The organism is Faecalimonas nexilis (assembly GCF_059731825.1).
On the sequence record NZ_AP029189.1, the window covers coordinates 2860769 to 2883140 of the forward strand.

Here is a 22372-nt window from a genome sequence, read left to right on the forward strand (position 1 = left end):
TTATGGAAGCAAAGTTTGTATGTAATTTAAAAAAATATCGTGTAGCACAAGAATTAACACAAGAACAACTCGCTGACATTGTAGGTGTTCGTCGTGAAACTATTATGAGATTAGAAAAAGCACAATATAATCCGTCACTTAAATTGGCAATAGATATTTCAAGAGCTGTAAAAGCTCCGATAGAAGATATATTTATTTTTGAATAAAGACAGTTTAAAGCAGTTAGTCTTAGGATTGACTGCTTTTTTCGTACACAGAAAGGAGAGATTGTTTTATGCGTAAGATTTGGAATAAAGGACACCGTATCAGAGCCAGCGACAAGCACCTTGTTTACCACTTTTCCATAGGAACGCTTCTGTTTGTATTCGTGGCGGTTCTCCTGCTACTGAATAGTAAACAGCTCATGCGTACCGATTGGGAGCATTTCAGCTTGTTAGAGAACGGCTTGACGCTTTGCCCTTACAACTTCATAACTATACTGATAGCGACTGGTGTTTGTGCATTGGTCGCTTTTGGGTATTACCGCTTCTGTTACGACAGTTTCAAGAAGCTCCTGCACCGTCAAAAGCTGGCAAGAATGGTACTGGAAAACAAGTGGTATGAAGCCGATACCGTACAAGACAGCGGTTTTTTTACTGACCTGCAAAGCAGATCAAGGGAAAAAATCGTCTGGTTTCCAAAGATTTATTATCAAATGGAAAAAGGCTTGCTTCATATCCGCTGTGAAATCACGCTGGGAAAATATCAAGACCAGCTTTTACGGTTAGAGGATAAGCTGGAAAGTGGCTTGTATTGCGAGCTGACTGACAAGACCCTGCATGACGGCTATATTGAATATACCCTGCTTTATGATATGATAGCGAACCGCATTACCATTGATGAAGTACGGGCAGAAAATGGCTGTCTTAGACTGATGAAAAATCTTGTCTGGGAATATGACGCACTCCCTCACGCTCTGATTGCTGGTGGGACTGGTGGCGGTAAAACCTATTTTCTGCTGACGCTCATTGAAGCCTTACTGCATACAAACGCTGTCCTTTACATTTTAGACCCAAAGAACAGCGACCTTGCGGACTTGGGAACAGTCATGCCAAACGTCTACCATACTAAAGAAGAAATGATAGATTGCGTCAATGCCTTTTATGAGGGCATGGTACGACGAAGCGAGGAAATGAAACGACACCCGAACTATAAGACGGGCGAAAACTACGCCTATCTTGGACTGCCTCCCTGCTTTCTTATCTTTGATGAATATGTGGCATTTTTTGAAATGCTGGGGACGAAAGAAAGCGTGGGCTTACTTAGCCAGTTAAAGAAAATCGTTATGTTAGGACGACAAGCAGGTTATTTCCTTATCGTTGCCTGCCAGCGTCCAGACGCAAAGTATTTCTCGGACGGTATCAGAGATAACTTCAATTTCCGTGTGGGACTTGGGCGTATCAGCGAATTAGGTTACGGTATGCTGTTCGGTTCAGATGTGAAAAAGCAATTTTTCCAGAAGCGTATCAAGGGGCGTGGCTATTGTGATGTGGGAACAAGTGTTATCAGTGAATTTTACACGCCTTTAGTCCCGAAAGGACATGATTTTTTACAGACTATCTGCTCTCTTGCACAAGCAAGGAAGGACGGGACGGCGACGTGCGAAGCGAAAGGCGACGGCACGGACTAGCCGTTGCTGGTGTGGCGTAAGCCACGCCAGCAGGTAAAACCCCTCGGTATCTAACAGAGGGGTACGTTTGCAAATAGACAATAGACGAAAAACACAGGAAACATAAGGCTTATCGCATGGTTTCCTAGCAAAAATCGGCTGTGAAGTCGCCTTAAAAAACTTCACACTTGACAGATTGGGGGTATGGTTCTGAATGAAGAACAATGGATAAAAGAATTACGGGAAAAACGGATTGCTTACGGTATCTCACAAGGCAGGCTGGCGGTGGCGTCTGGTATCACAAGAGAATATCTCAACAAGATAGAAAGCGGAAAAATGAAGCCGTCAAAGGAACTTCTGAATACTCTGCATAAAGAACTGGCAAAGTTCAATCCAGAAGCACCGCTTACCATGCTGTTTGATTATGTGAAAATTCGTTTTCCCACGCTGGATATACAGCACATCATCAAAGATATATTAAAACTGAATATCAACTATATGCTCCATGAAAATTACGGGCGTTACAGTTATACGGAGCATTACTCTTTAGGGGACATCTTTATCTATACGTCGGCTGACGAAGAAAAAGGTGTCCTTTTAGAGTTAAAGGGGCGTGGTTGCAGGCAGTTTGAAAGTTACCTGCTGGCACAGCAAAGAAGCTGGTATGACTTTCTTATGGACGCACTTATAGACGGTGGCGTGATGAAGCGTATCGACCTTGCTATCAACGACCATACGGGCATTTTGGATATTCCAGAGCTTGCGGAAAAATGCAGGAAACGGGAATATATCGGAAAGTCCAGAAGCTATAAGTTTTACCAGTCGGGCGAGCTTATCAAGCACAGAGAGGACGACAGAGAATATATGGGGCGTACCCTTTATCTTGGGTCGCTGAAATCAGATGTGTATTTCTGTATCTATGAAAAGGACTATGAGCAGTACGTCAAGTTAGGGACACCTCTGGAAGAAGCCGACATTATCAACCGTTTTGAAATACGGCTTCGCAATGAACGAGCCTATTATGCGGTACGAGATTTACTGACCTATTATGACGCAGAACAGACCGCTTTTTCTATCATCAATCAGTATGTGCGGTTTGTTGATGAAGAACCCGACAAGCGAAAAAATGACTGGAAGCTCAATGACCGCTGGGCTTGGTTTATCGGCGATAACAGACAGAGCTTGAAGCTGACGACAAAACCAGAGCCTTACACCTTAGACCGCACATTGCGGTGGGTACAACGGCAGGTAGCACCGACCTTAAAAATGCTGAAAAAGATTGATAAGGGAAACGGTACAGACTACATGGAAACAATCGAACAGCAGGCAAAGCTCACAGAAAAGCATGAAATGATAATCAAACAGCAGACGACCCCTGCAAAAGATTTAGTAGAAAGTTAGGAGTGATAAAAAATGTGGGTATTATTAAAAGACTTCCTGCTGGTATCTATGGGAATGGGTATCGGCGTAGTCTTGATGTGTATTTTGAATGTCGGCAAAGAAGCTGACTATGAAATGGAACAATTAAAAGAAAGCGAGGACAATTAAATGAATTTCGGACAAAATTTATATCAATGGTTTTTATCAAACGCACAGAGCTTAGTGCTTATGGCGATTGTGGTTATCGGTATCTACTTAGGGTTCAAGCGTGAGTTTTCAAAGCTCATTGGCTTCTTGGTAGTTGCCTTGATTGCTGTCGGCTTGGTATTCAATGCCGGCGGTGTGAAAGATGTACTGTTAGAGCTGTTCAACAAGATTATCGGTGCATAAAATTTTATTGTAGTGCTAATATGTGAGTGATATAATATGGATATGAAGAAAACGACAAATATGAATTTGAACTTAGGAGGAAAACTATTGTGTCAAATATAAAACTAAGAAATACATATAAGTCTTATACAGCGATATTTGTAATTGGTATATTAGTAGGGTGTATATGTAGACTGTTAGATTATTTTCCCGCAGATACACTATGGAGTTTTTCATCACCTCAAACATTGTTTGGTTTTTGGATTATTACCAATACTATCATCGTTATGTTAAGCACCTCAAATATTTGTGCAGGAATTAGTTCGTTCTTGTATATGTTTGGAATGACATTAAGTTTTTATGCTTTACAAGCAATATTAGGAATGTTTATACCTATGTTTTCCGGCGGATTCCGCTTTGGGCTATTCATATTGTTTACTGTTTGGTCAATCGCTTGTGCAATAGCAGCATTTATTCTGTACTATTGGAATAGGGAACATATTTTTAGTTCAGTATTATATTCTTTACCAGTAGGAGCATTATTTGCTGAAACAATAGCAGTTTTTATTTATTTTTTGGAACATCAAACATTCCTATTTCAGTTGTTAATGGATATTATAGGAGCTGTTGTGTTTACCATAATATTTTTCAAAAAAGTAAACTATAGAAAAATGTATATTGTCGGAATTGTATTAAGTACTTTGGTATTTTATTATATTTTTCCATGGTAGTTTATATTGATAAATCCCAGTTTGACAATTTCATATCCATACACACAAAGCAGTTAGTCTTAGGATTGACTGCTTTTTTCTTACCTAAATTTTAGATTGGAGTGATGAAATGAGCGATATTTTTAAGGATATGCAGACGAAAGTCGGCTGTGATTATATTTCCGACCTGCCCTCTTACAAGCGTAAGGTGTGGCAGGAAATGAAACGACTGAACCCTGCCGATTATGAAGAAAGACAGTTAGAAGATTTTTCTAAATATGTGTTTGGTATGTCGTACCAGACCTTACAAGATGTGATGAAACAACAGAAAGGACGTGAGGAACAATGCAGGAAACAAGGGTGATGGTGGAAACGAAAGGAACAACTGGCGAAGAAACAACATCATACTGGTTTGACCTGCCGATAGATGTTGCAGAGTTTGAAGAAAAGTTAGGTGTCGGTGCAGAAAGTGGGGATTACCGCATTATCGAAAAGGTACTGCCCTTTGCTGATGAAGTCCACGAACATACAAGCGTGTACCAGCTCAACGAATTAGATTTTATGTACCGCCAGCTTTCAAGCGATATGCAGGAAGAATATGTATCACTTCTTACCGTGTATGAAAATTTAGAAGCACTTTATATTTGCAGGAACGTGATTACGGTTTATCCCGACTGCAAAAGCATGATAGATGTTGCAAGGCAAAAGCTGATGAACGACCCGACATTTAAGCATTTATCCGAGGACTGTCAAGAATATTACTTTGACTTTGAAGCCTACGCTTCTCACTTGCAGGAACACGGGAAATTTTTAGTAACAGAACACGGTATCTTTGAACTGCCAGAGTAGGAAATGAGGTGGTGCTTATGATTGATGATATGGCGGTTTACATTGCTAATCTTGGCAAATACAATGAGGGCTATTTAGTCGGTGCTTGGTTCACGTTCCCCATTGACGAGGAAGATGTGAAAGAAAAAATCGGCTTGAATGAACAGTATGAGGAATACGCTATCCATGATACCGACAACTTCCCCATTGCGATTGGCGAGTATGTTTCCATTGAAGAACTCAATGAGATGTATGAAATGATAGAGGAACTTCCCGACTATATTGTAGAGTGTCTGGACGAATTTATCAGCCACTACGGGACGCTGGAAGAAGTCGTGGAACACAAGGACGATATTTATTATTATCCCGACTGTGAAACTATGACAGACGTTGCCTATTACTACATAGACGAATTGCAGGCACTTGGGGACATTCCACCCAGCTTACAGAATTACATTGACTATGAAGCCTACGGGCGAGATTTGGATATGGGCGGTTGCTTTATTGAAACAAGCCGAGGTATGTGCGAGATACCATATTAACGCTGGAAGATCAGCGACAAGCATTGTTGTTACTGACAGCGTATTTCTCTTTAAGGGACAGTCTGAAAATGGCTGTCCTTTTCTATTTAGAAACTTACGAAAGGAGCTGAAAGAACTTGAAAAAGATTAAATCTTATACGGGTATCTGGAACGTGGAAAAAGTCTTGTATGCAATCAATGACTTTAACTTACCCTTTCCCGTTACCTTTACACAGATTACATGGTTTGTGATTACGGAATTTCTCATTATTCTGTTTGGGGATATTCCCCCACTTTCCATGATTGAGGGAGCATTTCTCAAATACTTTGGTATTCCCGTTGCTCTCACATGGTTTATGTCGCAGAAAACCTTTGACGGAAAGAAGCCGTACAGCTTTTTGAAATCACAGATAACCTATGCCCTGCGACCGAAAATCACTTATGCAGGAAAAGCCGTAAAACTGCATAAGCAGATACTCAATGAAACAATCACGGCAGTAAGGAGTGTGAACTATGTTCCCGATAAAATATATTGACAATAACCTTGTCTGGAATAAGGACAATGAGGTGTTTGCTTATTATGAGCTGATACCATACAACTATTCTTTCCTATCCGCAGAGCAGAAATTTATCGTGCATGACAGTTTCCGACAGCTTATCGCACAGTCCCGTGAGGGAAAAATTCATGCGTTGCAGATTGCAACGGAAAGCTCAATACGAAGTATGCAGGAGCAGTCAAAGAAGCTGGTTACGGGGAAATTAAAGGAAGTTGCCTGCCAGAAGATAGACGAACAGACCGAAGCGTTAGTATCAATGATTGGGGACAATCAAGTGGACTACCGCTTTTTTCTTGGCTTTAAGCTCATGGTTACGGAAGAACAGCTCAATCTGAAGAACATCAAAAAATCGGCGTGGCTGACATTCAAGGAATTTCTCCATGAAGTGAACCACACGCTGATGAATGACTTTGTTTCCATGCCGAATGATGAAATCAACCGTTATATGAAAATGGAAAAGTTGCTGGAAAATAAAATCTCCCGTCGCTTTAAGGTGCGTCGCTTGGAAATCCATGATTTTGGGTATCTCATGGAACATCTTTACGGCAGGGACGGTATCGCCTATGAAGATTATGAGTACCAGCTACCAAAGAAGAAATTACAGAAAGAAACGCTGATAAAATACTACGACCTTATCCGTCCGACAAGGTGTGTGATTGAGGAAAGCCAGCGGTATTTGCGATTGGAACATGAGGACAGGGAAAGCTATGTGTCCTACTTTACCGTCAATGCGATTGTTGGCGAGCTTGATTTTCCGTCGTCTGAAATCTTCTATTTCCAGCAACAGCAATTCACATTCCCCGTTGATACTTCTATGAATGTAGAAATCGTGGAGAACCGTAAAGCATTAACAACCGTCCGCAACAAGAAAAAGGAATTGAAAGACCTTGACAATCACGCTTATCAAGCAGGAAGTGAAACAAGCTCAAATGTGGTGGACGCATTAGACAGCGTGGATGAGCTGGAAACGGACTTAGACCAGACAAAAGAAAGTATGTATAAGCTCTCTTATGTAGTGCGTGTATCGGCTGATGATTTGGACGAATTAAAACGCCGTTGTGATGAAGTCAAAGATTTTTACGACGACCTCAATGTAAAGCTGGTGCGTCCTGCTGGGGATATGCTGGGGCTTCATTCTGAATTTCTTCCTGCCAGCAAGCGATATATCAATGACTACGTGCAGTATGTAAAATCAGATTTCTTGGCAGGTCTTGGTTTTGGTGCGACCCAGCAGTTAGGGGAAACTACGGGTATCTATATGGGCTATTCCGTTGATACGGGAAGAAATGTGTACCTGCAACCGTCGTTAGCTTCGCAGGGTGTAAAAGGTACAGTAACAAACGCTCTTGCTTCTGCTTTTGTCGGTTCGCTTGGCGGTGGAAAGTCATTCTGCAACAATCTTCTGGTATATTATGCGGTGCTGTTTGGCGGTCAAGCAGTCATTTTAGACCCCAAAGCTGAGAGGGGCAACTGGAAAGAAACGCTCCCAGAAATCGCCCATGAAATCAATATCGTAAACCTTACCAGCGACAAGGACAATGCAGGACTTCTTGACCCGTTCGTGATTATGAAGAATGTAAAAGACGCTGAAAGTCTGGCAATCGACATCTTAACATTCCTTACGGGTATTTCCTCTAGGGACGGCGAAAAATTCCCTGTACTTCGTAAGGCGGTACGCTCCGTTACCCAGAGCGACAGTCGGGGCTTGCTCCATGTGATAGACGAGCTACGCCGTGAAGATACACCCATATCAAGAAATATCGCAGAACATATCGACAGCTTCACGGACTACGACTTTGCACACCTGCTGTTTTCAGACGGTACGGTGGAAAATGCAATCAGTCTGGATAACCAACTCAATATCATTCAAGTAGCGGACTTAGTATTACCAGATAAGGATACAACATTTGAGGAATACACGACCATTGAATTATTGTCGGTGTCTATGCTGATTGTGATTAGTACCTTTGCCCTTGATTTTATCCATTCAGACAGAAGCATTTTTAAGATTGTAGACCTTGACGAAGCGTGGGCGTTCTTAAATGTGGCACAAGGCGAAACTTTATCAAATAAGCTGGTGCGTGCTGGACGAGCTATGCAGGCAGGCGTCTATTTTGTTACACAATCTTCTGGCGACGTGTCAAAGGAAAGTCTGAAAAACAATATCGGCTTGAAGTTTGCCTTTCGTTCTACTGACATCAACGAGATAAAGCAGACCTTAGAATTTTTCGGTATCGACAAGGACGACGAGAACAACCAGAAACGCTTGCGTGATTTGGAGAACGGACAATGCTTATTGCAGGACTTATACGGGCGTGTCGGTGTGGTGCAGATACACCCAGTCTTTGAAGAACTGCTACACGCCTTTGATACCAGACCGCCCGTACAGAGAAATGAGGTGGAGTGATGAAAGAAAGGATAAAAGGTGCGTTCACAAAAAGGAAGATACTTCACTTTCTCAAAATGGCTCTGTTTGTCGTGGCACTCTCCCTTATCCTGCTCTCACTTCTGGGGACGGTGGCTCATGCGACGGGGCTTGTGGACGATACCATAAACGCAGAAAATCTTTACTCAAAATATCCGCTGTCGAATTACCAGCTTGATTTTTATGTGGATAATAGCTGGTCGTGGTTGCCATGGAACTGGCTGGACGGTATCGGAAAATCGGTGCAGTACGGACTTTACTGCATTACCAATTTTGTCTGGACGATAAGCCTTTATTTAAGCAATGCTACGGGCTATGTGGTGCAGGAAGCATACAAACTTGATTTTATTAACGATATGGCAGACAGTATCGGACAAAGCATACAGACCCTTGCAGGCGTTACCGAGAACGGCTTTTCTTCTACGGGCTTCTATGTCGGTTTCCTGCTTCTCATTATCTTAATAGTGGGACTTTATGTTGCCTATACGGGACTTATCAAACGCGAAACCAGCAAGGCACTTCACGCTGTTATTAACTTTGTGGTGGTGTTCGTGTTGTCCGCTTCCTTTATTGCCTACGCTCCCGATTACATCAAGAAGATAAATGAATTTTCATCAGACATCAGTACCGCTTCTTTGGACTTGGGAACAAAAATCATGCTCCCCAACTCTGACAGCGAGGGCAAGGACAGCGTGGACTTGATACGGGACAGCTTGTTTTCCATTCAAGTGGAACAGCCGTGGCTCTTGCTTCAATTTGGTAACAGCAACGCAGAGGAAATCGGGACAGACCGTGTAGAAGCTCTGGTATCAGTAAGTCCAGAGGACGAGGACGGCAAGACCAGAGAGGAAGTCGTGAAAACAGAAATCGAGGACAATGACAACAACAATCTGACGATACCGCAGGTCGTAAACCGTTTAGGTATGGTGTTCTTCCTGCTATTCTTTAACTTAGGTATCACGATATTTGTATTCTTGCTTACGGGTATGATGTTGTTCAGCCAGATACTCTTTATTATCTTTGCAATGTTTTTACCTATCAGCTTTCTACTTTCCATGATACCGAGCTATGAAAGCATGGCAAAGCAGGCAATCGTGAGAGTATTTAATACCATAATGACACGGGCAGGAATAACGCTCATTGTAACGGTGGCGTTCAGCATTTCCAGTATGTTTTATAACATCTCCACAGACTACCCGTTCTTTATGGTGGCGTTCTTGCAGATAGTGTGTTTTGCTGGTATCTATATGAAACTGGGCGACTTAATGAGTATGTTCTCACTTAATGCTGGCGACAGTCAAAACATGGGACGAAGAATTTTCCGCAGACCGTATCTGTTTATGCGACATAGGGCTAGGCGTATGGAACACCGTATTGCAAGGGCGGTAAGTGCTGGCGGTATTTCGGGTGGTGTGGCTGGTGCGGTAGCTGGAAGTGCCGTTGCTGGCAAGAGAGCCGAAAGAAAAAATACGGCTTCTAAAGAAAATCGGGGCAATACCACTTCCAGCATGGGACAGCGTGCAGGCTCAAAGGTGGGTGCTGTCTTAGATACGAAAAATAAAGTGAAAGACAAGGCTAACGCTGTCAAAGAGAATATCAAGGATATGCCGACACAGACCGCTTATGCGGTGTATTCCGCAAAGGAAAAGGCAAAGTCCAGCGTATCAGACTTCAAGCGTGGCATGGTGCAGGAACAGCAGTCCAGACAGACGGGACGCTTGGAAAAGCAGGAACAGCATAGACAGAATATCGCTGACAAACGTATGGAGCTTCAAAAGGCACAAGAAGCAAGACAAAGAAAGACGGACGGATCAGCGACAACGGGAGCTACCCGTCCCCATGAGCGACCAGCCACAGCTTCAACCATTCCAAAGCCGAGTGCGGAAAAAATGCAGGAAGTGAAACGTCCTGCCACAGCGACCACTTCAAAAGCAAGTGAACCAGTCAAGACAAATGTTGTGAAAGAGCGTCCGTTATCTTCTGGTGCTTCTGATAAGAAAGCGACCCAGCCTGCACAGCCAGTACATAGGCAGAATGTAGAAAAAGTAGTATCGCAGGAAACACGCCAGAATTACAAAGCAGAGCGTACTACAAAGAAACAGACCTTTGAACAATCAAAGCGTACAACGGAACATACCGAAAAGAACCGTAACCTTGTAACGAAGAAAGGACAGAAGAAAAAATGAAACTGAAACATATCGCTCTTATTGGCAGTCTGTTTCCTATCCTCTTTTCCATAGTCCTTTTCTTTGGTGTCCTCATTAGTGCGGACAGCGACGACGAGAACAGCAACTTTTCTTCTGGCATTACGGGTATGAATTTATCCGCAGAAGTCTTGAAACATCAGCCTATGGTGGAAAAATACGCCAGAGAAAACGGTATCTCCGAGTATGTCAACGTGCTACTGGCTATCATTCAAGTAGAAAGTGGCGGTACGGCAGAAGATGTTATGCAGAGTTCAGAAAGTCTTGGTTTACCGCCCAACTCTTTAGATACGGAAAGCTCAATCAAGCAGGGGTGTAAGTATTTTGCGTCCCTGCTTTCTTCCTGTAAAAATCAAGGTATCGACGATTTGAATGTAGCGATACAGTCCTATAACTATGGCGGTGGTTATGTGGGATATGTGGCAGGAAAAGGAAAGAAACACACCTTTAACCTTGCAGAGAGCTTCGCCCGTGAGAAATCGGGTGGAAAGAAAGTAACCTACACCAACCCGATAGCCGTTGCGAAGAACGGGGGTTGGCGGTATCAGTATGGCAATCAATTTTACGTCGAATTAGTCAATCAGTATTTAACTGTTCCGCAGGTATCGGGAGAGCTGGCACAAAAGGTCATGAATGAAGCGTTAAAATATCAAGGCTGGAAATATGTGTATGGCGGTAGCAATCCCAACACTTCTTTTGACTGTTCGGGACTGACGCAATGGTGCTATGGAAAAGCTGGTATCTCCTTACCGAGAACCGCACAAGCACAGTATGACGCAACCCAACATCTTCCACTTTCGCAGGCAAAGGCTGGGGACTTGGTATTTTTCCATTCTACCTATAACGCTGGAAGTTATGTAACACACGTCGGTATTCTTGTTTCGCCGACACAGATGTACCACGCAGGCGACCCGATAGGATATGCAGACCTAAGTAGTAGTTACTGGCAACAGCACTTAATCGGTGCAGGACGAGTAAAACAATAGAAAGTGAGGATTTCATCATGTTTAGAAAGAATAAGAAACAGACAGAAACTATCAAAGAACCCAAAGAAAAAAAGGTGCGTACTTTCAAGGTAGGCACACATAAAAAATCCGTGATTGCATTGTGGGTGGTGCTTATCGCAAGCGTGAGCTTTGGGGCGTATAAGAATTTTACGGCTATCGACCAGCACACGACCCATGAAAAAGAAATCATAGAGCTTCGCTTGCAGGACACCAACGGGATAGAAAATTTTGTGAAGAACTTTGCAAAGCCCTACTACACATGGAGTAACAGCAAAGAAGCGATTGAAGCAAGGACGCAGGCAATCAGCGGTTATCTGACAAAGGAATTGCAGGACTTGAATGTGGATACCATTAGAACCGATATACCGACCAGCTCCACAGTTACAGATGTGATTGTATGGAGTATTGAACAGTCGGGAACGGACACTTTTTCTGCTACCTACGAAGTGGATCAGCAGATAAAAGAGGGAGAACAGACAAGCAATGTGAAAGCAACCTATACCGTAAAAGTCCATGTAGACGCTGACGGGGATATGGTAATCGTTCAGAACCCTACCCTTGCACCAGCAATCGAGAAATCAGATTATGAGCCTAAGACACCAGAAGCAAATGCAAGTGTAGACGCTGATACCGTCAATGACGCTACTGCATTTCTTGAAACATTCTTTAAGCTGTACCCGACAGCCACAGAAAAAGAGCTTGCCTACTATGTATCGGGAAATGTGCTTGAGCCTATCGGCAGGGACTACATTTATGCTGAACTGGTAAACCCTATCTTTACAAAGGACGGGGACAATGTGAAAGTCAAAGTTGCTGTGAAATTCCTTGATAATCAGACAAAGGCTACACAAATATCGCAGTATGAACTTGTGCTACATAAGGATAGCAACTGGAAGATTGTAGGATAATAAAATATGGAAAGTTTGCTTGACATTCTTTACTTGCAGGAGTATCATAAGATTAGAAAAGGAAAGCAAACTTTCCATTTGTTCAAGAAAGGGGTATGTTGTGAAAAATCGTTTAGAAGAATTACGAAAACAAAGAGGTATTAAACAAGAAGATTTAGCGACTGCTCTTGAAGTATCTCGTCAAACAATAGGCTCTTTAGAAAATGGACGCTACAATCCCTCTATTATCTTAGCTTTTAAAATTGCAAGGTACTTTCAAATGAGTATTGAAGAAATATTTATTTATGAGGAGGAAAGCAAATGAAACATAAGATACAAAAAGTTGAATTATTTATCGGTGTAATAATCTTTTTAGGTGGTTTACTAACTTATGGTTTAGGCGTACACCAACTATTGCCCGTACCTCGTCCAGATTTGGTTGTCTATGGTACAACGCTTATTGGAATAATATTGATTTTTATGGGTTGTGATATATTCAGTAAGCCAACAAAAGAAATGCAAATATTAGAAAATGATGAAAGAAATATCGCAATTACTAATGCTTCTCTTGCGAATGCTTATAAAGTAACACTTACATTATTGGTTCTTGTATTATTTGCTCTTGTCTTTATGGGATATATGAGTAAAGTTGTGTTTTTTTCGATAGCAGGAGTTATTGCTATCGGACAAATTACATGGGTTATAACAGCTCGTTATTTAGATAAAAATACGTCTTAATTCTTCAAGTATTTTTAGTTTTTCCTTCTCCATAACTACGCCCCATTCTTTTTTTGTATAGTAATATTGTATCATTAAGAATCACAAATCACAAGTGATTTATGATTAATCACTTGTGATTTGTGATAAGTGATTTGTGATTAATATATAAAAGCCCTCTTTAAAGGGCTTTTATGTTTATTTTGAAAAAGAGATAAAATCAATATATCCCTTTTCCCCAATTTTTACAACGGCATTGTAGGGCTTTTTCTCTTTGTTTTTGATTCCTTTTACCAGGGTTTCTTTTCCCTCCAGTAATTCTTTTACATTCGTTTTGGTTAGTTTTTTCTTTCTAAAATGTTCAGCTAAAGTAAACTTACATTCAGGATAATTTGAACAACCATAAAACGATTTTTTTAATACAATATTGTTGCCACACTTAGGACATTTTCCTACAAGGGGTCCCGAGCGCTTAGTGGGAATTTGTACCCCTTATCGATACAAATTCCCCGTAGGCGCTAGGGACCTCTTTAGCTTCTTGGAAGCTGTCAGTAGTATATCTAATAATTTATCTCCATTCCCTTTAGTAACGTGTAACTTTCCAAATTTAAAAAAGCGACTCATAGAATTATTTCCTCCCGTTAAATAATAGATAACTATTAAAAATAGACAATACTTGCTCATAAGTAACGGTACTTAAATTGTTTACTTTGGCGTGTTTCATTGCTTGATGAAACTGATTTTTAGTAAACAGTTGACGATATTCTCGATTGACCCATTTTGAAACAAAGTACGTATATAGCTTCCAATATTTATCTGGAACATCTGTGGTATGGCGGGTAAGTTTTATTAAGACACTGTTTACTTTTGGTTTAGGATGAAAGCATTCCGCTGGCAGCTTAAGCAATTGCTGAATCGAGACTTGAGTGTGCAAGAGCAACCCTAGTGTTCGGTGAATATCCAAGGTACGCTTGTAGAATCCTTCTTCAACAATCAGATAGATGTCAGACGCATGGCTTTCAAAAACCACTTTTTTAATAATTTGTGTGCTTAAATGGTAAGGAATACTCCCAACAATTTTATACCTCTGTTTGTTAGGGAATTGAAACTGTAGAATATCTTGGTGAATTAAAGTGACACGAATGTTCAGTTTTAATTTTTCTGACGATAAGTTGAATAGATGACTGTCTAATTCAATAGACGTTACCTGTTTACTTATTTTAGCCAGTTTCGTCGTTAAATGCCCTTTACCTGTTCCAATTTCGTAAACGGTATCGGTTTCTTTTAAATTCAATTGTTTTATTATTTGGTTGAGTACTTTTTCACTCGTTAAAAAGTTTTGAGAATATTTTATATTTTTGTTCATGTAATCACTCCTGAAGTGATTACATCTGTAAATAAATACAGAAGTTAAACGATTTGTTTGTAATTTTAGTTATCTGTTTAAAAAGTCATAAGATTAGTCACTGGTAGGAATTAATCTAACGTATTTATTTATCTGCGTAATCACTGTTTTTAGTCTGTTTCAAAACAGTAGATGTTTTATCTACATTACGCATTTGGAATACCAACATGACGAATCCCTCCTTCTTAATTACAAATTTTTAGCATCTAATTTAACTTCAATTCCTATTATACACAAAATTTTAAGATACTGCAATATCAACACACTCTTAAGTTTGCTTCTAAGTCTTATTTCCATAACTTCTTTTACGTTTCCGCCATTCTTTGCTGTTTCGATTTTTATGATATGGTGCAAGTCAGCACGAACACGAACCGTCTTATCTCCCATTATATCTTTTTTTGCACTGATTGGTGTATCATTTCGTTTTTCTTTTTGTGCGCCTAAATTTCCCACAATCACTCACTTCTTTCTATTTCTTCTTATTCTTATTTTATCATCAACAATCACAAATCACTTGTGATTTGTGATAAGTGATTTGTGATAAGTGATTTGTGATTAATATATAAAAGCCCTCTTTAAAGGGCTTTTATGTTTATTTTGAGAAAGATATAAAATCAATATATCCCTTTTCCCCAATTTTTACAACGGCATTGTAGGGCTTTTTCTCTTTGTTTTTGATTCCTTTTACCAGGGTTTCTTTTCCCTCCAGTAATTCTTTTACATTCGTTTTGGTTAGTTTTTTCTTTCTAAAATGTTCAGCTAAAGTAAACTTACATTCAGGATAATTTGAACAACCATAAAACGATTTTTTTAATACAGAAAATGTAGTCTTTTGAAAGGTGGAATTAACAATGAAGAAAAAATTATCATTTATCATTGAGATTATTATAGGTATAATCTTTATATGTTTTGGATATTTCGTTATTGATACTGATTATTACGCTACACTTTTTTACGCAATGGGGTTCGGTTTAGCTTTTGCTTCTGGTGTTCAATTATTGAAAATTTGTTATTATGAAATGCCAAAAAATAAAGAAAAATTACAAAATATAAATAGAGAAAATCACATCAATAATGTTGATGAAAGAAAAATATTTTTAAGAATGAAAGCTGGTTCTTTAGTATATCAGTTAATGACTTTCGTGTACTTGTTTGTTGCTTTTGTACTTGCGTTACTTCATATTGAAGCATGGATTATAGGCATTATATTTGGTTTATTCCTACTGCAAACATTTTTAGGGATTATTCTATATAAGCATTTTGAAAAACATTTCTAAAACATTCAGTAAATTGTGACGAGGTAATACTATGATAGGACTTAAAAAACGAGATATTAAAAAAGCATTGAAAGCTGGTGCAAAAGCTGGCGGTGTGTCATTAGCTGATGTTCGAGCTGATATTGAAGCGACGATTGATGAAGCTATGAACAGCACCGACCCAGAAGTGCAGGAGAATTTCAGAAAGTATTTTGGAAATAAACGCCCTACTCCAGAAGAATATATTTACAAGATTACAAAAAAGACAAAAGTTTAATAGAAATCAAGTGCTGTAAGGGGGCTTGTGTCATGGAAAGTTTTAAGCATAATCTTATACGGTCATACACTACCTAACAGCATTTTATTAACAACTGAATATCTCACAGCTTTAATAGCTCGTACAGACTATATGTTTTGTGCGGGCTTTTTTTGTACCCGAAAAAATTTTTTCATTTTTTTTCAAAATCATGCAACAAATCACACCTTGCTGTACAGATATGGTGCGGAAAGAGGGATAAACACTTTTCACGTCATAACGGAAAGGGGGTGTGATGATATGAAACCGTCGGACTTCCAAAAGACAATACAATGTCAATTTGACTGCAAGCTCAAACGTGTAGTGAAAGGCATTGTCCGTAATTATCGCAAAGAATTAAAGCGACGAAGAAATAAGGAAATTTCCTATTGTGAACTTCCAGAAATCGTCGTAGAAAAGCTGGCAGTCTGGGACGAATACGAAAGCGATTATACCGCCTTTGATGTATGTGGTATTGAGGTTCGTGTCCTTGATGATGATTTAGCAGAAGCGATTAAGTATCTGTCTGAAAAAGACAGAGAAATCTTGTTGATGTATTTCTTCTTAGGCATGAGCGATACAGAAATCGGCGACAGATTAAAGATTAACCGTTCAACGTCGTTCCGCAGTAGGAAGAACTCACTTGAAGAAATCAAGAAAAAATTAAAGGAGAACATGAATGATGAATAACACACGCCCGTCATTTTACCTTATTTCGTCGGCTGTGGACGGCAACGTAAATGCGATTGAAAAGATACTGGCGTTGTATGACCCGTACATATCAAAATGTTGTTTGCGTCCGTTCTACGACAAATATGGTAATGTCTGCATAGTCGTAGACATGGAATTAAAAGGACGTATCAGAGAAGCACTTATCAAAATGATTTTGGACTTTGATATTCCTTTAGAAACCGAAGAATAACAAGCAGTAACCGCAGAGCATGATTTGTTCAATCCCCTCTTTCCTGCTCTGCCCCTGCTTTTACATGAAAGCAACACGCTTTCGCCACAGCTCTTTGACAACTGAATAAAGCAGACAGATACGTTTGTGAGATAGCGAGCCACGGGGACTGTACGCCACGACCTTTTCAAAAGAAAGCGAGCGACCCACGCAGTGATCCGAGAGCGACTGTTGGAAAAGTCGTTTTGCCACGACCTATCCTCACAGAATAATGATACGTCCGCATGGTGCGGTTCTGCCCACAAGAATGGGAATAGTTGAGATACTAACGGAGCTTTCCAAAGCCGTCTGCCTGCTTGTAAAAAATGACACACAGTAAAGGGGGTGCATAGATTATGAACAATACTGATGTGCCTATCTGGGAAAAATATACGCTGACGATTGAAGAAGCGTCCAAATACTTCCGCATTGGCGAAAAGAAATTGCGTAAATTAGCCGAAGAAAATATTGACGCTGGCTGGGTTATCGTGAACGGTAACCGTATTCAGATTAAGCGAAAACAATTTGAAAAAATCATAGATACATTGGACGAAATCTAATGTCATTGAGCCGTAGATATGGTATAATAAATATAGCGTATCACGGCTCATTCCATGACGGAAAGGAGCTTTACACTATGTCTAATGTAAAACGAAAAGACGGTAAAAATCGCAATTTGCGTAATGGAGAGAGCCAGCGAAAAGACGGAAGATACGTTTATAAATATACCGATATATACGGAAAGCCACAATTTGTCTATTCTTGGAAACTTGTACCGACAGACAAGACACCTGCTGGAAAGCGTGATGATATATCGTTGAGGGAAAAAGAAGCACAGATAAAAAAAGACCTTAACGACGGTATCGACACAGTCGGCGGTAAAATGACAGTCTGCCAGCTCTACGACAAGAAGAACAGCCAAAGAAAGAACATCAAAAGGGCTACTGAAAAAGGACGACAGTATCTTATGAACGCTCTGAAAAACGACCCGTTGGGTATGAGGGCGATTGATACTGTGAAGCAATCGGACGCTAAAGAATGGGCTATCAGAATGAGTGAAAAAGGATATGCCTATAAAACGATTGATAACTATAAGCGTTCCTTGAAAGCGTCATTTTACATGGCGATACAAGACGACTGTATCAGAAAGAACCCGTTTGAATTTAAGCTAAGTGATGTTCTGGAAGATGATACGGAGCAGAAAGTTATCCTTACACCAGAGCAGGAAGAACGCCTGCTTGCCTTTATGGAAAAGGACAAGATTTACAGCAAGTATTATGATGAGGTTGTGCTTCTGCTGGAAACGGGACTTCGTATTTCTGAATTTTGCGGACTGACGACGCATATTGATATGCAGAACAGAATACTCAATATAGACCACCAGCTATTGAAAGATAGCGAAATAGGCTACTATATTGAAACACCAAAGACCAAAAACGGAAAACGGGAACTTCCATTGACAGAACGGGCTTATCAAGCAATCCAAAGAATACTAAAGAGCAGAGGAAAAGCACAACCGCTGATTGTAGGTGGTTACAGCAATTTCCTATTCTTAAACCGTGAGGGCTTGCCTAAAGTTGCAGGAAACTATGAGGGTATGGTGCGAGGATTGATTAAGAAATATAACAAGTATCACACGGATAAGTTACCGAACATCACACCACATTCATTCAGGCATACTTATTGTACGAATATGGCAAATAGAGGAATGAACCCAAACACCCTGCAATATCTCATGGGACACGCTAACATAACCATGACACTTGGCTATTACGCACACGGTACATTTCAATCTGCAAAAGCGGAACTGGAAAGACTGGCTTGTTAATATCGGAGCTTATATTTACTACTCATTTACTACTTTTGGTTGCATTTTCATGCTGGTAAATGCCAGCTTATGCAAGGTATCTTCCAAAAAGAAAATACCGATAAAGCCCTAAAATACGGGATATATCGGCATTTACCAACTTATGAAAAGATAATCAGAAATTTAGTAAGTTTTTATTGTTAAAATTTCCATATCGTCCCTCCGTTTTGTATAGAATATCATACAAACCTTAACATAACTTTAATGAAAATTTATTATATTATTATTTTCATTAAGATCATCTCTAACAATAGCTAAGATGGGTTTCTTTGTTGTAGACATCATTTAACTTTTTTTCCTAACCACTCTTTTACTCTTGGTATAGATACAATTCCAAATATTAATGCTGCTATACCGATAATATTATCAATATAGTTACTATCCAATACTTTGAAATCTTTTACTATTGCAAGTATCGAAAAGAATAACAAAATTATACCTGCCGCAACAAGATATAAAAGTATGAAATGTAGTCATTAAATGTTTTTTCCTATTCCTCTCATTATCTTTCCCATTAGATTCACCTCCCTATTGATTTTCTCTTTTAACTTTAATACGAATACAAACCTATAATGGTGACATTAATTTTGAAAATTTTTCCTTTGAAATAAAGTACCTATATTCAAACTTCACCAAAAAAACTACACATAAAAAGGCAACAATTATCTACATAATCACTGCCTCCGCAAAATTTATTATTTTCCACTTTCCTTCTATGCCTTATTGTATCCAATAAATTTGTCTCTATAAACTTAATACAAAAGATTTGTCAATCCGTTTTTTATCCTCAATCATATATATTTAGTGTCCTAAATATGACGCTTTTATCTTTTATTCTATATTCCTCTCTTCTTGTCGTTATAGCACTACTTTCTTCTTTATGCATAAATATTCTTCATCTCTTCTACAATTACCAAACAACCAAATTGCAATTACATTTTCTAAAAATCTTCCTTCTTTTCCTTCAATCCCCCTCTGGCGAATACAAAAATAACCATCTCTATGTACGAATCAGGTCACCCGTCCGTCTATTTTCACCTATTTCATCTAGTGCTATTCTGTCCATACAGTCCGCAGAAACAATGTAAAAATGTACAAAACAGCACACAATATCACTCATTTTCTGCCTTATAAATAGTAACTCATAAATAGTTCTACAGAATTATTAGGAAAAAATTCCTTAAATTCGCCATATAACTGTGCTGCCAAGGTCTTGTTATGTGCAATTACTAATGTTGGTCTATTCAATTGTGCAATGACATTCGCCATCGTAAATGTCTTTCCCGAACCGGTTGCACCAAGAAGGGTCTGGCATTGGTTGCCTTCTTTAAAACCCTTTACAAGCTGGTCAATGGCTTGAGGCTGGTCGCCGGTTGGGGTGTATTCTGATACCAATTCAAAATGTTCCATATGTTTCTCCTCTGTTCAAATCAACCCTCATTTATTCCAAGTTTTTATCGTCCAATATTTCTGCTCAATGCCAAACGTTCATAGAGCGAACTTCCATACTGTCGAGCTAATTCATCTTTACTCCACCCATTTCTATATGCTCCTATCTCATAAAAATGGCGTTCTTCAATATTGTTTATTCGCATAAGAATAAGATAATGAGACCAGCTTAGATAAAATTTTCTCCCTTCCTGTGTAACTGGAAGTTTTTCAGATTGGGGAAACGGCGTTTCCCCAATTGAGTCCTTGGAATAAACCAGATAAAATTTACGCATAAGTTTTAAATTATCGTATGAATATCCTCTTCCAAATTTCTGTGTCAGTCTCTGAGACAATTCTTTCAAAATGTACTTCCCATATGCTGCACGTTCTTTTCCACTTTGTTCTTCTTCCACAATCATTCTCCCTGCTTCATAACAGAGGTATACCATCGTCATATTTACTGCAACTGATAATTTTTTTGCATTTTTTCTACCAAAACCGAATGCTCCTCAAATTTTGTGTTGAAACCCCTGACATTCCCGGAAAAGCTTTCCGCAAATCTTTACTCATCACATTCAGAAAGGATTTTCCCTATTTAGCATTTTTCTGCTTGCTGACAATATTTTTCCCAAGTTCCCAATATAAATCCAATAGTTCATAATTTATTTTAACATCATTAATCCAACTTTTAAAAAGTCTTTTACCATTGCTGGAAACCAAATACTTTCAGCCGAGTCATTCATCTTTAGTGGATTACCAAATCTAATGATATCTGTTTGTAAAATGTTATAAAATGTATCCACAGAGCAATAATGATAATATATTTTATTGTTCATCTTTTGCATCCACCACCTTTGCTGTTTCCAGCAAAACACGATCAAAATCACTCTGATACAATTGATCCTGCTTCACACGGTATTTTTCAAATTCATTTAGCGCATGTGTTTCTGCTATCTTAGCAGAAATACTCCCTGCATGTGTTAAAATTTCCTTCTTGGACAGTCTCAATAAACCTTCAAATTGTTCTGCCCAATCTTCCATTGTCATCGGAACTTGTTCTTCAGCCCGCATTTCTGCCAAATCTAAATAAGCATTAACAATCCTTGCCATTGCCGAAAGTTCCTGCTCAGTCAAATAATTTTTTGCGACTGTCACATCGAATCTTTGTATTTTCCCGCTAGGTGCATCTTTCCATGTTTGCAATCCCATGTTTTGCTTTTCACTGTCTGCTCTATGATAAATCACTTCTGCCGCTGTTTCTCCATGAATTGCCCAATGCAATTGATTTTGCACTTTTGCAAAAAATAGTCTTGTTGTTTGTGCTTTAGAGTCATAATCTATACTTGTCGCATAAATATCTGTAATTTTCTGATAAAATTTCCGCTCAGACAACCGAATCTCACGAATTCTTTCCAGTTGTTCTTCAAAATAATCTTTTGTTAATACAGTTCCAAAATTCTTTAATCGCTCATCATCCATCACAAATCCCTTAATTGTGAATTCTTCTATAATATCATTTGCCCACTTACGAAATTGAACTGCTCTAGGTGAATCAACTTTATTACCCACTGCAATAATGGCTTTTAAATTATAATGGTTCGTATTATAACTTTTTCCATCTGAAGCAGTTATTCGAAATTTTCGAATAACTGCATTCTCATCTATTTCTCCATCTGAAAATATTTTCTTCAAATGATAATTAATAGTATGTGTTTCTACATTATACAAGAGTCCCATCATTTTTTGAGTCAGCCACACATTTTCATCAAAATATATAGCATTAACATCACTTTCTCCAGTTGCTGTAATAAAGGTTAAATATTCTGCTGCTGAAGAACGTATCATAGATATCTCTTTCTTCTTTTTCATTCTCTCCCACCTTTCATAATTTCTATACCATATATTTCCCTTTTGTATGGAGAATA

At 39.2% G+C, this 22372-nt stretch carries 26 protein-coding genes and 4 pseudogenes; 22 read left to right on the plus strand and 8 right to left on the minus strand.

Annotation, left to right across the window (positions count from 1 at the left end; all coding sequences use genetic code 11):
* The first annotated feature begins 2 nt into the window (after positions 1-2).
* The 16 genes and pseudogenes from AC6I5B_RS14330 to AC6I5B_RS14405 all read left to right on the plus strand — a co-directional run bounded on the left by AC6I5B_RS14330 (position 3) and on the right by AC6I5B_RS14405 (position 13274).
* On the plus strand, positions 3-206 hold the full coding sequence (locus AC6I5B_RS14330; RefSeq protein WP_008787613.1) for a helix-turn-helix transcriptional regulator: 204 nt from the start codon (positions 3-5) through the stop codon (positions 204-206).
* A gap of 68 nt (positions 207-274) precedes the next feature.
* A complete protein-coding gene (locus AC6I5B_RS14335; protein WP_008787614.1) occupies positions 275-1669 on the plus strand; it encodes an FtsK/SpoIIIE domain-containing protein in 1395 nt (464 codons plus the stop codon).
* A gap of 183 nt (positions 1670-1852) precedes the next feature.
* Positions 1853-3049 carry a MobT family relaxase gene (gene mobT / locus AC6I5B_RS14340; protein ID WP_008787615.1) on the plus strand — a complete coding sequence of 399 codons (1197 nt, stop codon included), beginning with the start codon at positions 1853-1855 and terminating at the stop codon, positions 3047-3049.
* 12 nt (positions 3050-3061) lie between these two features.
* Positions 3062-3196: a DUF3789 domain-containing protein gene (locus AC6I5B_RS14345; protein WP_017143882.1), complete on the plus strand. Its 135-nt coding sequence runs from the start codon at positions 3062-3064 to the stop codon at positions 3194-3196.
* Positions 3197-3418, plus strand: a complete 222-nt coding sequence (locus AC6I5B_RS14350) for a hypothetical protein (protein ID WP_002323342.1) — start codon at positions 3197-3199, stop codon at positions 3416-3418.
* An 89-nt stretch (positions 3419-3507) separates the two neighbouring features.
* On the plus strand, positions 3508-4128 hold the full coding sequence (locus AC6I5B_RS14355; protein ID WP_008787617.1) for a hypothetical protein: 621 nt from the start codon (positions 3508-3510) through the stop codon (positions 4126-4128).
* A 109-nt stretch (positions 4129-4237) separates the two neighbouring features.
* Positions 4238-4534: pseudogene (locus tag AC6I5B_RS14360) on the plus strand (conjugal transfer protein).
* On the plus strand, positions 4474-4956 hold the full coding sequence (locus tag AC6I5B_RS14365) for an antirestriction protein ArdA (protein WP_316254414.1): 483 nt from the start codon (positions 4474-4476) through the stop codon (positions 4954-4956). The pseudogene AC6I5B_RS14360 and the gene AC6I5B_RS14365 overlap by 61 nt, the downstream one beginning before the upstream one ends.
* 17 nt (positions 4957-4973) lie before the next feature.
* Complete coding sequence (locus AC6I5B_RS14370) at positions 4974-5477, plus strand: antirestriction protein ArdA (RefSeq protein ID WP_002323345.1); 504 nt, start codon at positions 4974-4976, stop codon at positions 5475-5477.
* Positions 5478-5593: 116 nt separating this feature from the next.
* Positions 5594-5992 (plus strand): conjugal transfer protein, encoded by a 399-nt coding sequence (locus AC6I5B_RS14375; protein WP_009243016.1) that lies wholly within the window; start codon positions 5594-5596, stop codon positions 5990-5992.
* Positions 5970-8420 carry a conjugal transfer ATPase TcpF gene (gene tcpF / locus AC6I5B_RS14380; RefSeq protein WP_008787620.1) on the plus strand — a complete coding sequence of 817 codons (2451 nt, stop codon included), beginning with the start codon at positions 5970-5972 and terminating at the stop codon, positions 8418-8420. The genes AC6I5B_RS14375 and tcpF overlap by 23 nt, the downstream gene beginning before the upstream one ends.
* Positions 8420-10624, plus strand: a complete 2205-nt coding sequence (locus AC6I5B_RS14385; protein ID WP_008787621.1) for a CD3337/EF1877 family mobilome membrane protein — start codon at positions 8420-8422, stop codon at positions 10622-10624. The genes tcpF and AC6I5B_RS14385 overlap by 1 nt, the downstream gene beginning before the upstream one ends.
* Complete coding sequence (locus AC6I5B_RS14390; RefSeq protein ID WP_008787622.1) at positions 10621-11628, plus strand: bifunctional lytic transglycosylase/C40 family peptidase; 1008 nt, start codon at positions 10621-10623, stop codon at positions 11626-11628. The genes AC6I5B_RS14385 and AC6I5B_RS14390 overlap by 4 nt, the downstream gene beginning before the upstream one ends.
* A gap of 17 nt (positions 11629-11645) precedes the next feature.
* Complete coding sequence (locus AC6I5B_RS14395; RefSeq protein WP_008787623.1) at positions 11646-12557, plus strand: conjugal transfer protein; 912 nt, start codon at positions 11646-11648, stop codon at positions 12555-12557.
* A gap of 100 nt (positions 12558-12657) precedes the next feature.
* Positions 12658-12861: a helix-turn-helix transcriptional regulator gene (locus AC6I5B_RS14400; protein WP_008787624.1), complete on the plus strand. Its 204-nt coding sequence runs from the start codon at positions 12658-12660 to the stop codon at positions 12859-12861.
* Positions 12858-13274 carry a hypothetical protein gene (locus AC6I5B_RS14405; protein ID WP_008787625.1) on the plus strand — a complete coding sequence of 139 codons (417 nt, stop codon included), beginning with the start codon at positions 12858-12860 and terminating at the stop codon, positions 13272-13274. Before AC6I5B_RS14400 ends, AC6I5B_RS14405 begins: the two co-directional genes overlap by 4 nt.
* A gap of 177 nt (positions 13275-13451) precedes the next feature.
* On the opposite strand, the gene AC6I5B_RS14410 is transcribed toward AC6I5B_RS14405, so the two are convergent.
* The 5 genes and pseudogenes from AC6I5B_RS14410 to AC6I5B_RS14430 form a co-directional block, all read right to left on the minus strand.
* Complete coding sequence (locus AC6I5B_RS14410) at positions 13452-13736, minus strand: topoisomerase C-terminal repeat-containing protein (RefSeq protein ID WP_002326770.1); 285 nt, start codon at positions 13734-13736, stop codon at positions 13452-13454.
* Positions 13737-13881: 145 nt separating this feature from the next.
* Complete coding sequence (gene erm(B) / locus AC6I5B_RS14415) at positions 13882-14619, minus strand: 23S rRNA (adenine(2058)-N(6))-methyltransferase Erm(B) (RefSeq protein ID WP_001038792.1); 738 nt, start codon at positions 14617-14619, stop codon at positions 13882-13884.
* 124 nt (positions 14620-14743) lie between these two features.
* The gene (locus tag AC6I5B_RS14420; protein ID WP_001814874.1) at positions 14744-14827 is read right to left on the minus strand and encodes a 23S rRNA methyltransferase attenuation leader peptide; all 84 of its coding nucleotides are present in this window, start codon (positions 14825-14827) and stop codon (positions 14744-14746) included.
* A 48-nt stretch (positions 14828-14875) separates the two neighbouring features.
* Positions 14876-15045: pseudogene (locus AC6I5B_RS14425) on the minus strand (MLS leader peptide).
* Positions 15046-15250: 205 nt separating this feature from the next.
* Positions 15251-15535 carry a topoisomerase C-terminal repeat-containing protein gene (locus AC6I5B_RS14430; protein WP_008787627.1) on the minus strand — a complete coding sequence of 95 codons (285 nt, stop codon included), beginning with the start codon at positions 15533-15535 and terminating at the stop codon, positions 15251-15253.
* Here AC6I5B_RS14430 and AC6I5B_RS14435 point away from each other — a divergent pair.
* From AC6I5B_RS14435 to AC6I5B_RS14460, 6 genes are all read left to right on the plus strand, one after another.
* Complete coding sequence (locus tag AC6I5B_RS14435; RefSeq protein WP_008787628.1) at positions 15510-15935, plus strand: hypothetical protein; 426 nt, start codon at positions 15510-15512, stop codon at positions 15933-15935. The genes AC6I5B_RS14430 and AC6I5B_RS14435 overlap by 26 nt on opposite strands.
* A 31-nt stretch (positions 15936-15966) precedes the next feature.
* Positions 15967-16191: a hypothetical protein gene (locus tag AC6I5B_RS14440; protein WP_008787629.1), complete on the plus strand. Its 225-nt coding sequence runs from the start codon at positions 15967-15969 to the stop codon at positions 16189-16191.
* Between the two features lie 279 nt (positions 16192-16470).
* Positions 16471-16899 (plus strand): RNA polymerase sigma factor, encoded by a 429-nt coding sequence (locus tag AC6I5B_RS14445; RefSeq protein ID WP_008787630.1) that lies wholly within the window; start codon positions 16471-16473, stop codon positions 16897-16899.
* A complete protein-coding gene (locus tag AC6I5B_RS14450) occupies positions 16892-17131 on the plus strand; it encodes a helix-turn-helix domain-containing protein (RefSeq protein WP_025487352.1) in 240 nt (79 codons plus the stop codon). Before AC6I5B_RS14445 ends, AC6I5B_RS14450 begins: the two co-directional genes overlap by 8 nt.
* Positions 17132-17505: 374 nt before the next feature.
* Positions 17506-17709, plus strand: a complete 204-nt coding sequence (locus AC6I5B_RS14455) for an excisionase (protein ID WP_004613735.1) — start codon at positions 17506-17508, stop codon at positions 17707-17709.
* A 77-nt stretch (positions 17710-17786) separates the two neighbouring features.
* Positions 17787-18977, plus strand: a complete 1191-nt coding sequence (locus AC6I5B_RS14460; protein WP_009271880.1) for a site-specific integrase — start codon at positions 17787-17789, stop codon at positions 18975-18977.
* Between the two features lie 1173 nt (positions 18978-20150).
* On the opposite strand, the pseudogene AC6I5B_RS14465 reads toward AC6I5B_RS14460, so the two are convergent.
* The 3 genes and pseudogenes from AC6I5B_RS14465 to AC6I5B_RS14475 form a co-directional block, all read right to left on the minus strand.
* Positions 20151-20426: pseudogene (locus AC6I5B_RS14465) on the minus strand (DEAD/DEAH box helicase family protein); the annotation flags it as partial.
* 56 nt (positions 20427-20482) lie between these two features.
* Positions 20483-20926: pseudogene (locus AC6I5B_RS14470) on the minus strand (DUF1016 N-terminal domain-containing protein); the annotation flags it as partial.
* A 346-nt stretch (positions 20927-21272) separates the two neighbouring features.
* Complete coding sequence (locus AC6I5B_RS14475) at positions 21273-22316, minus strand: virulence RhuM family protein (RefSeq protein WP_044986512.1); 1044 nt, start codon at positions 22314-22316, stop codon at positions 21273-21275.
* Between the last annotated feature and the right edge of the window lie 56 nt (positions 22317-22372).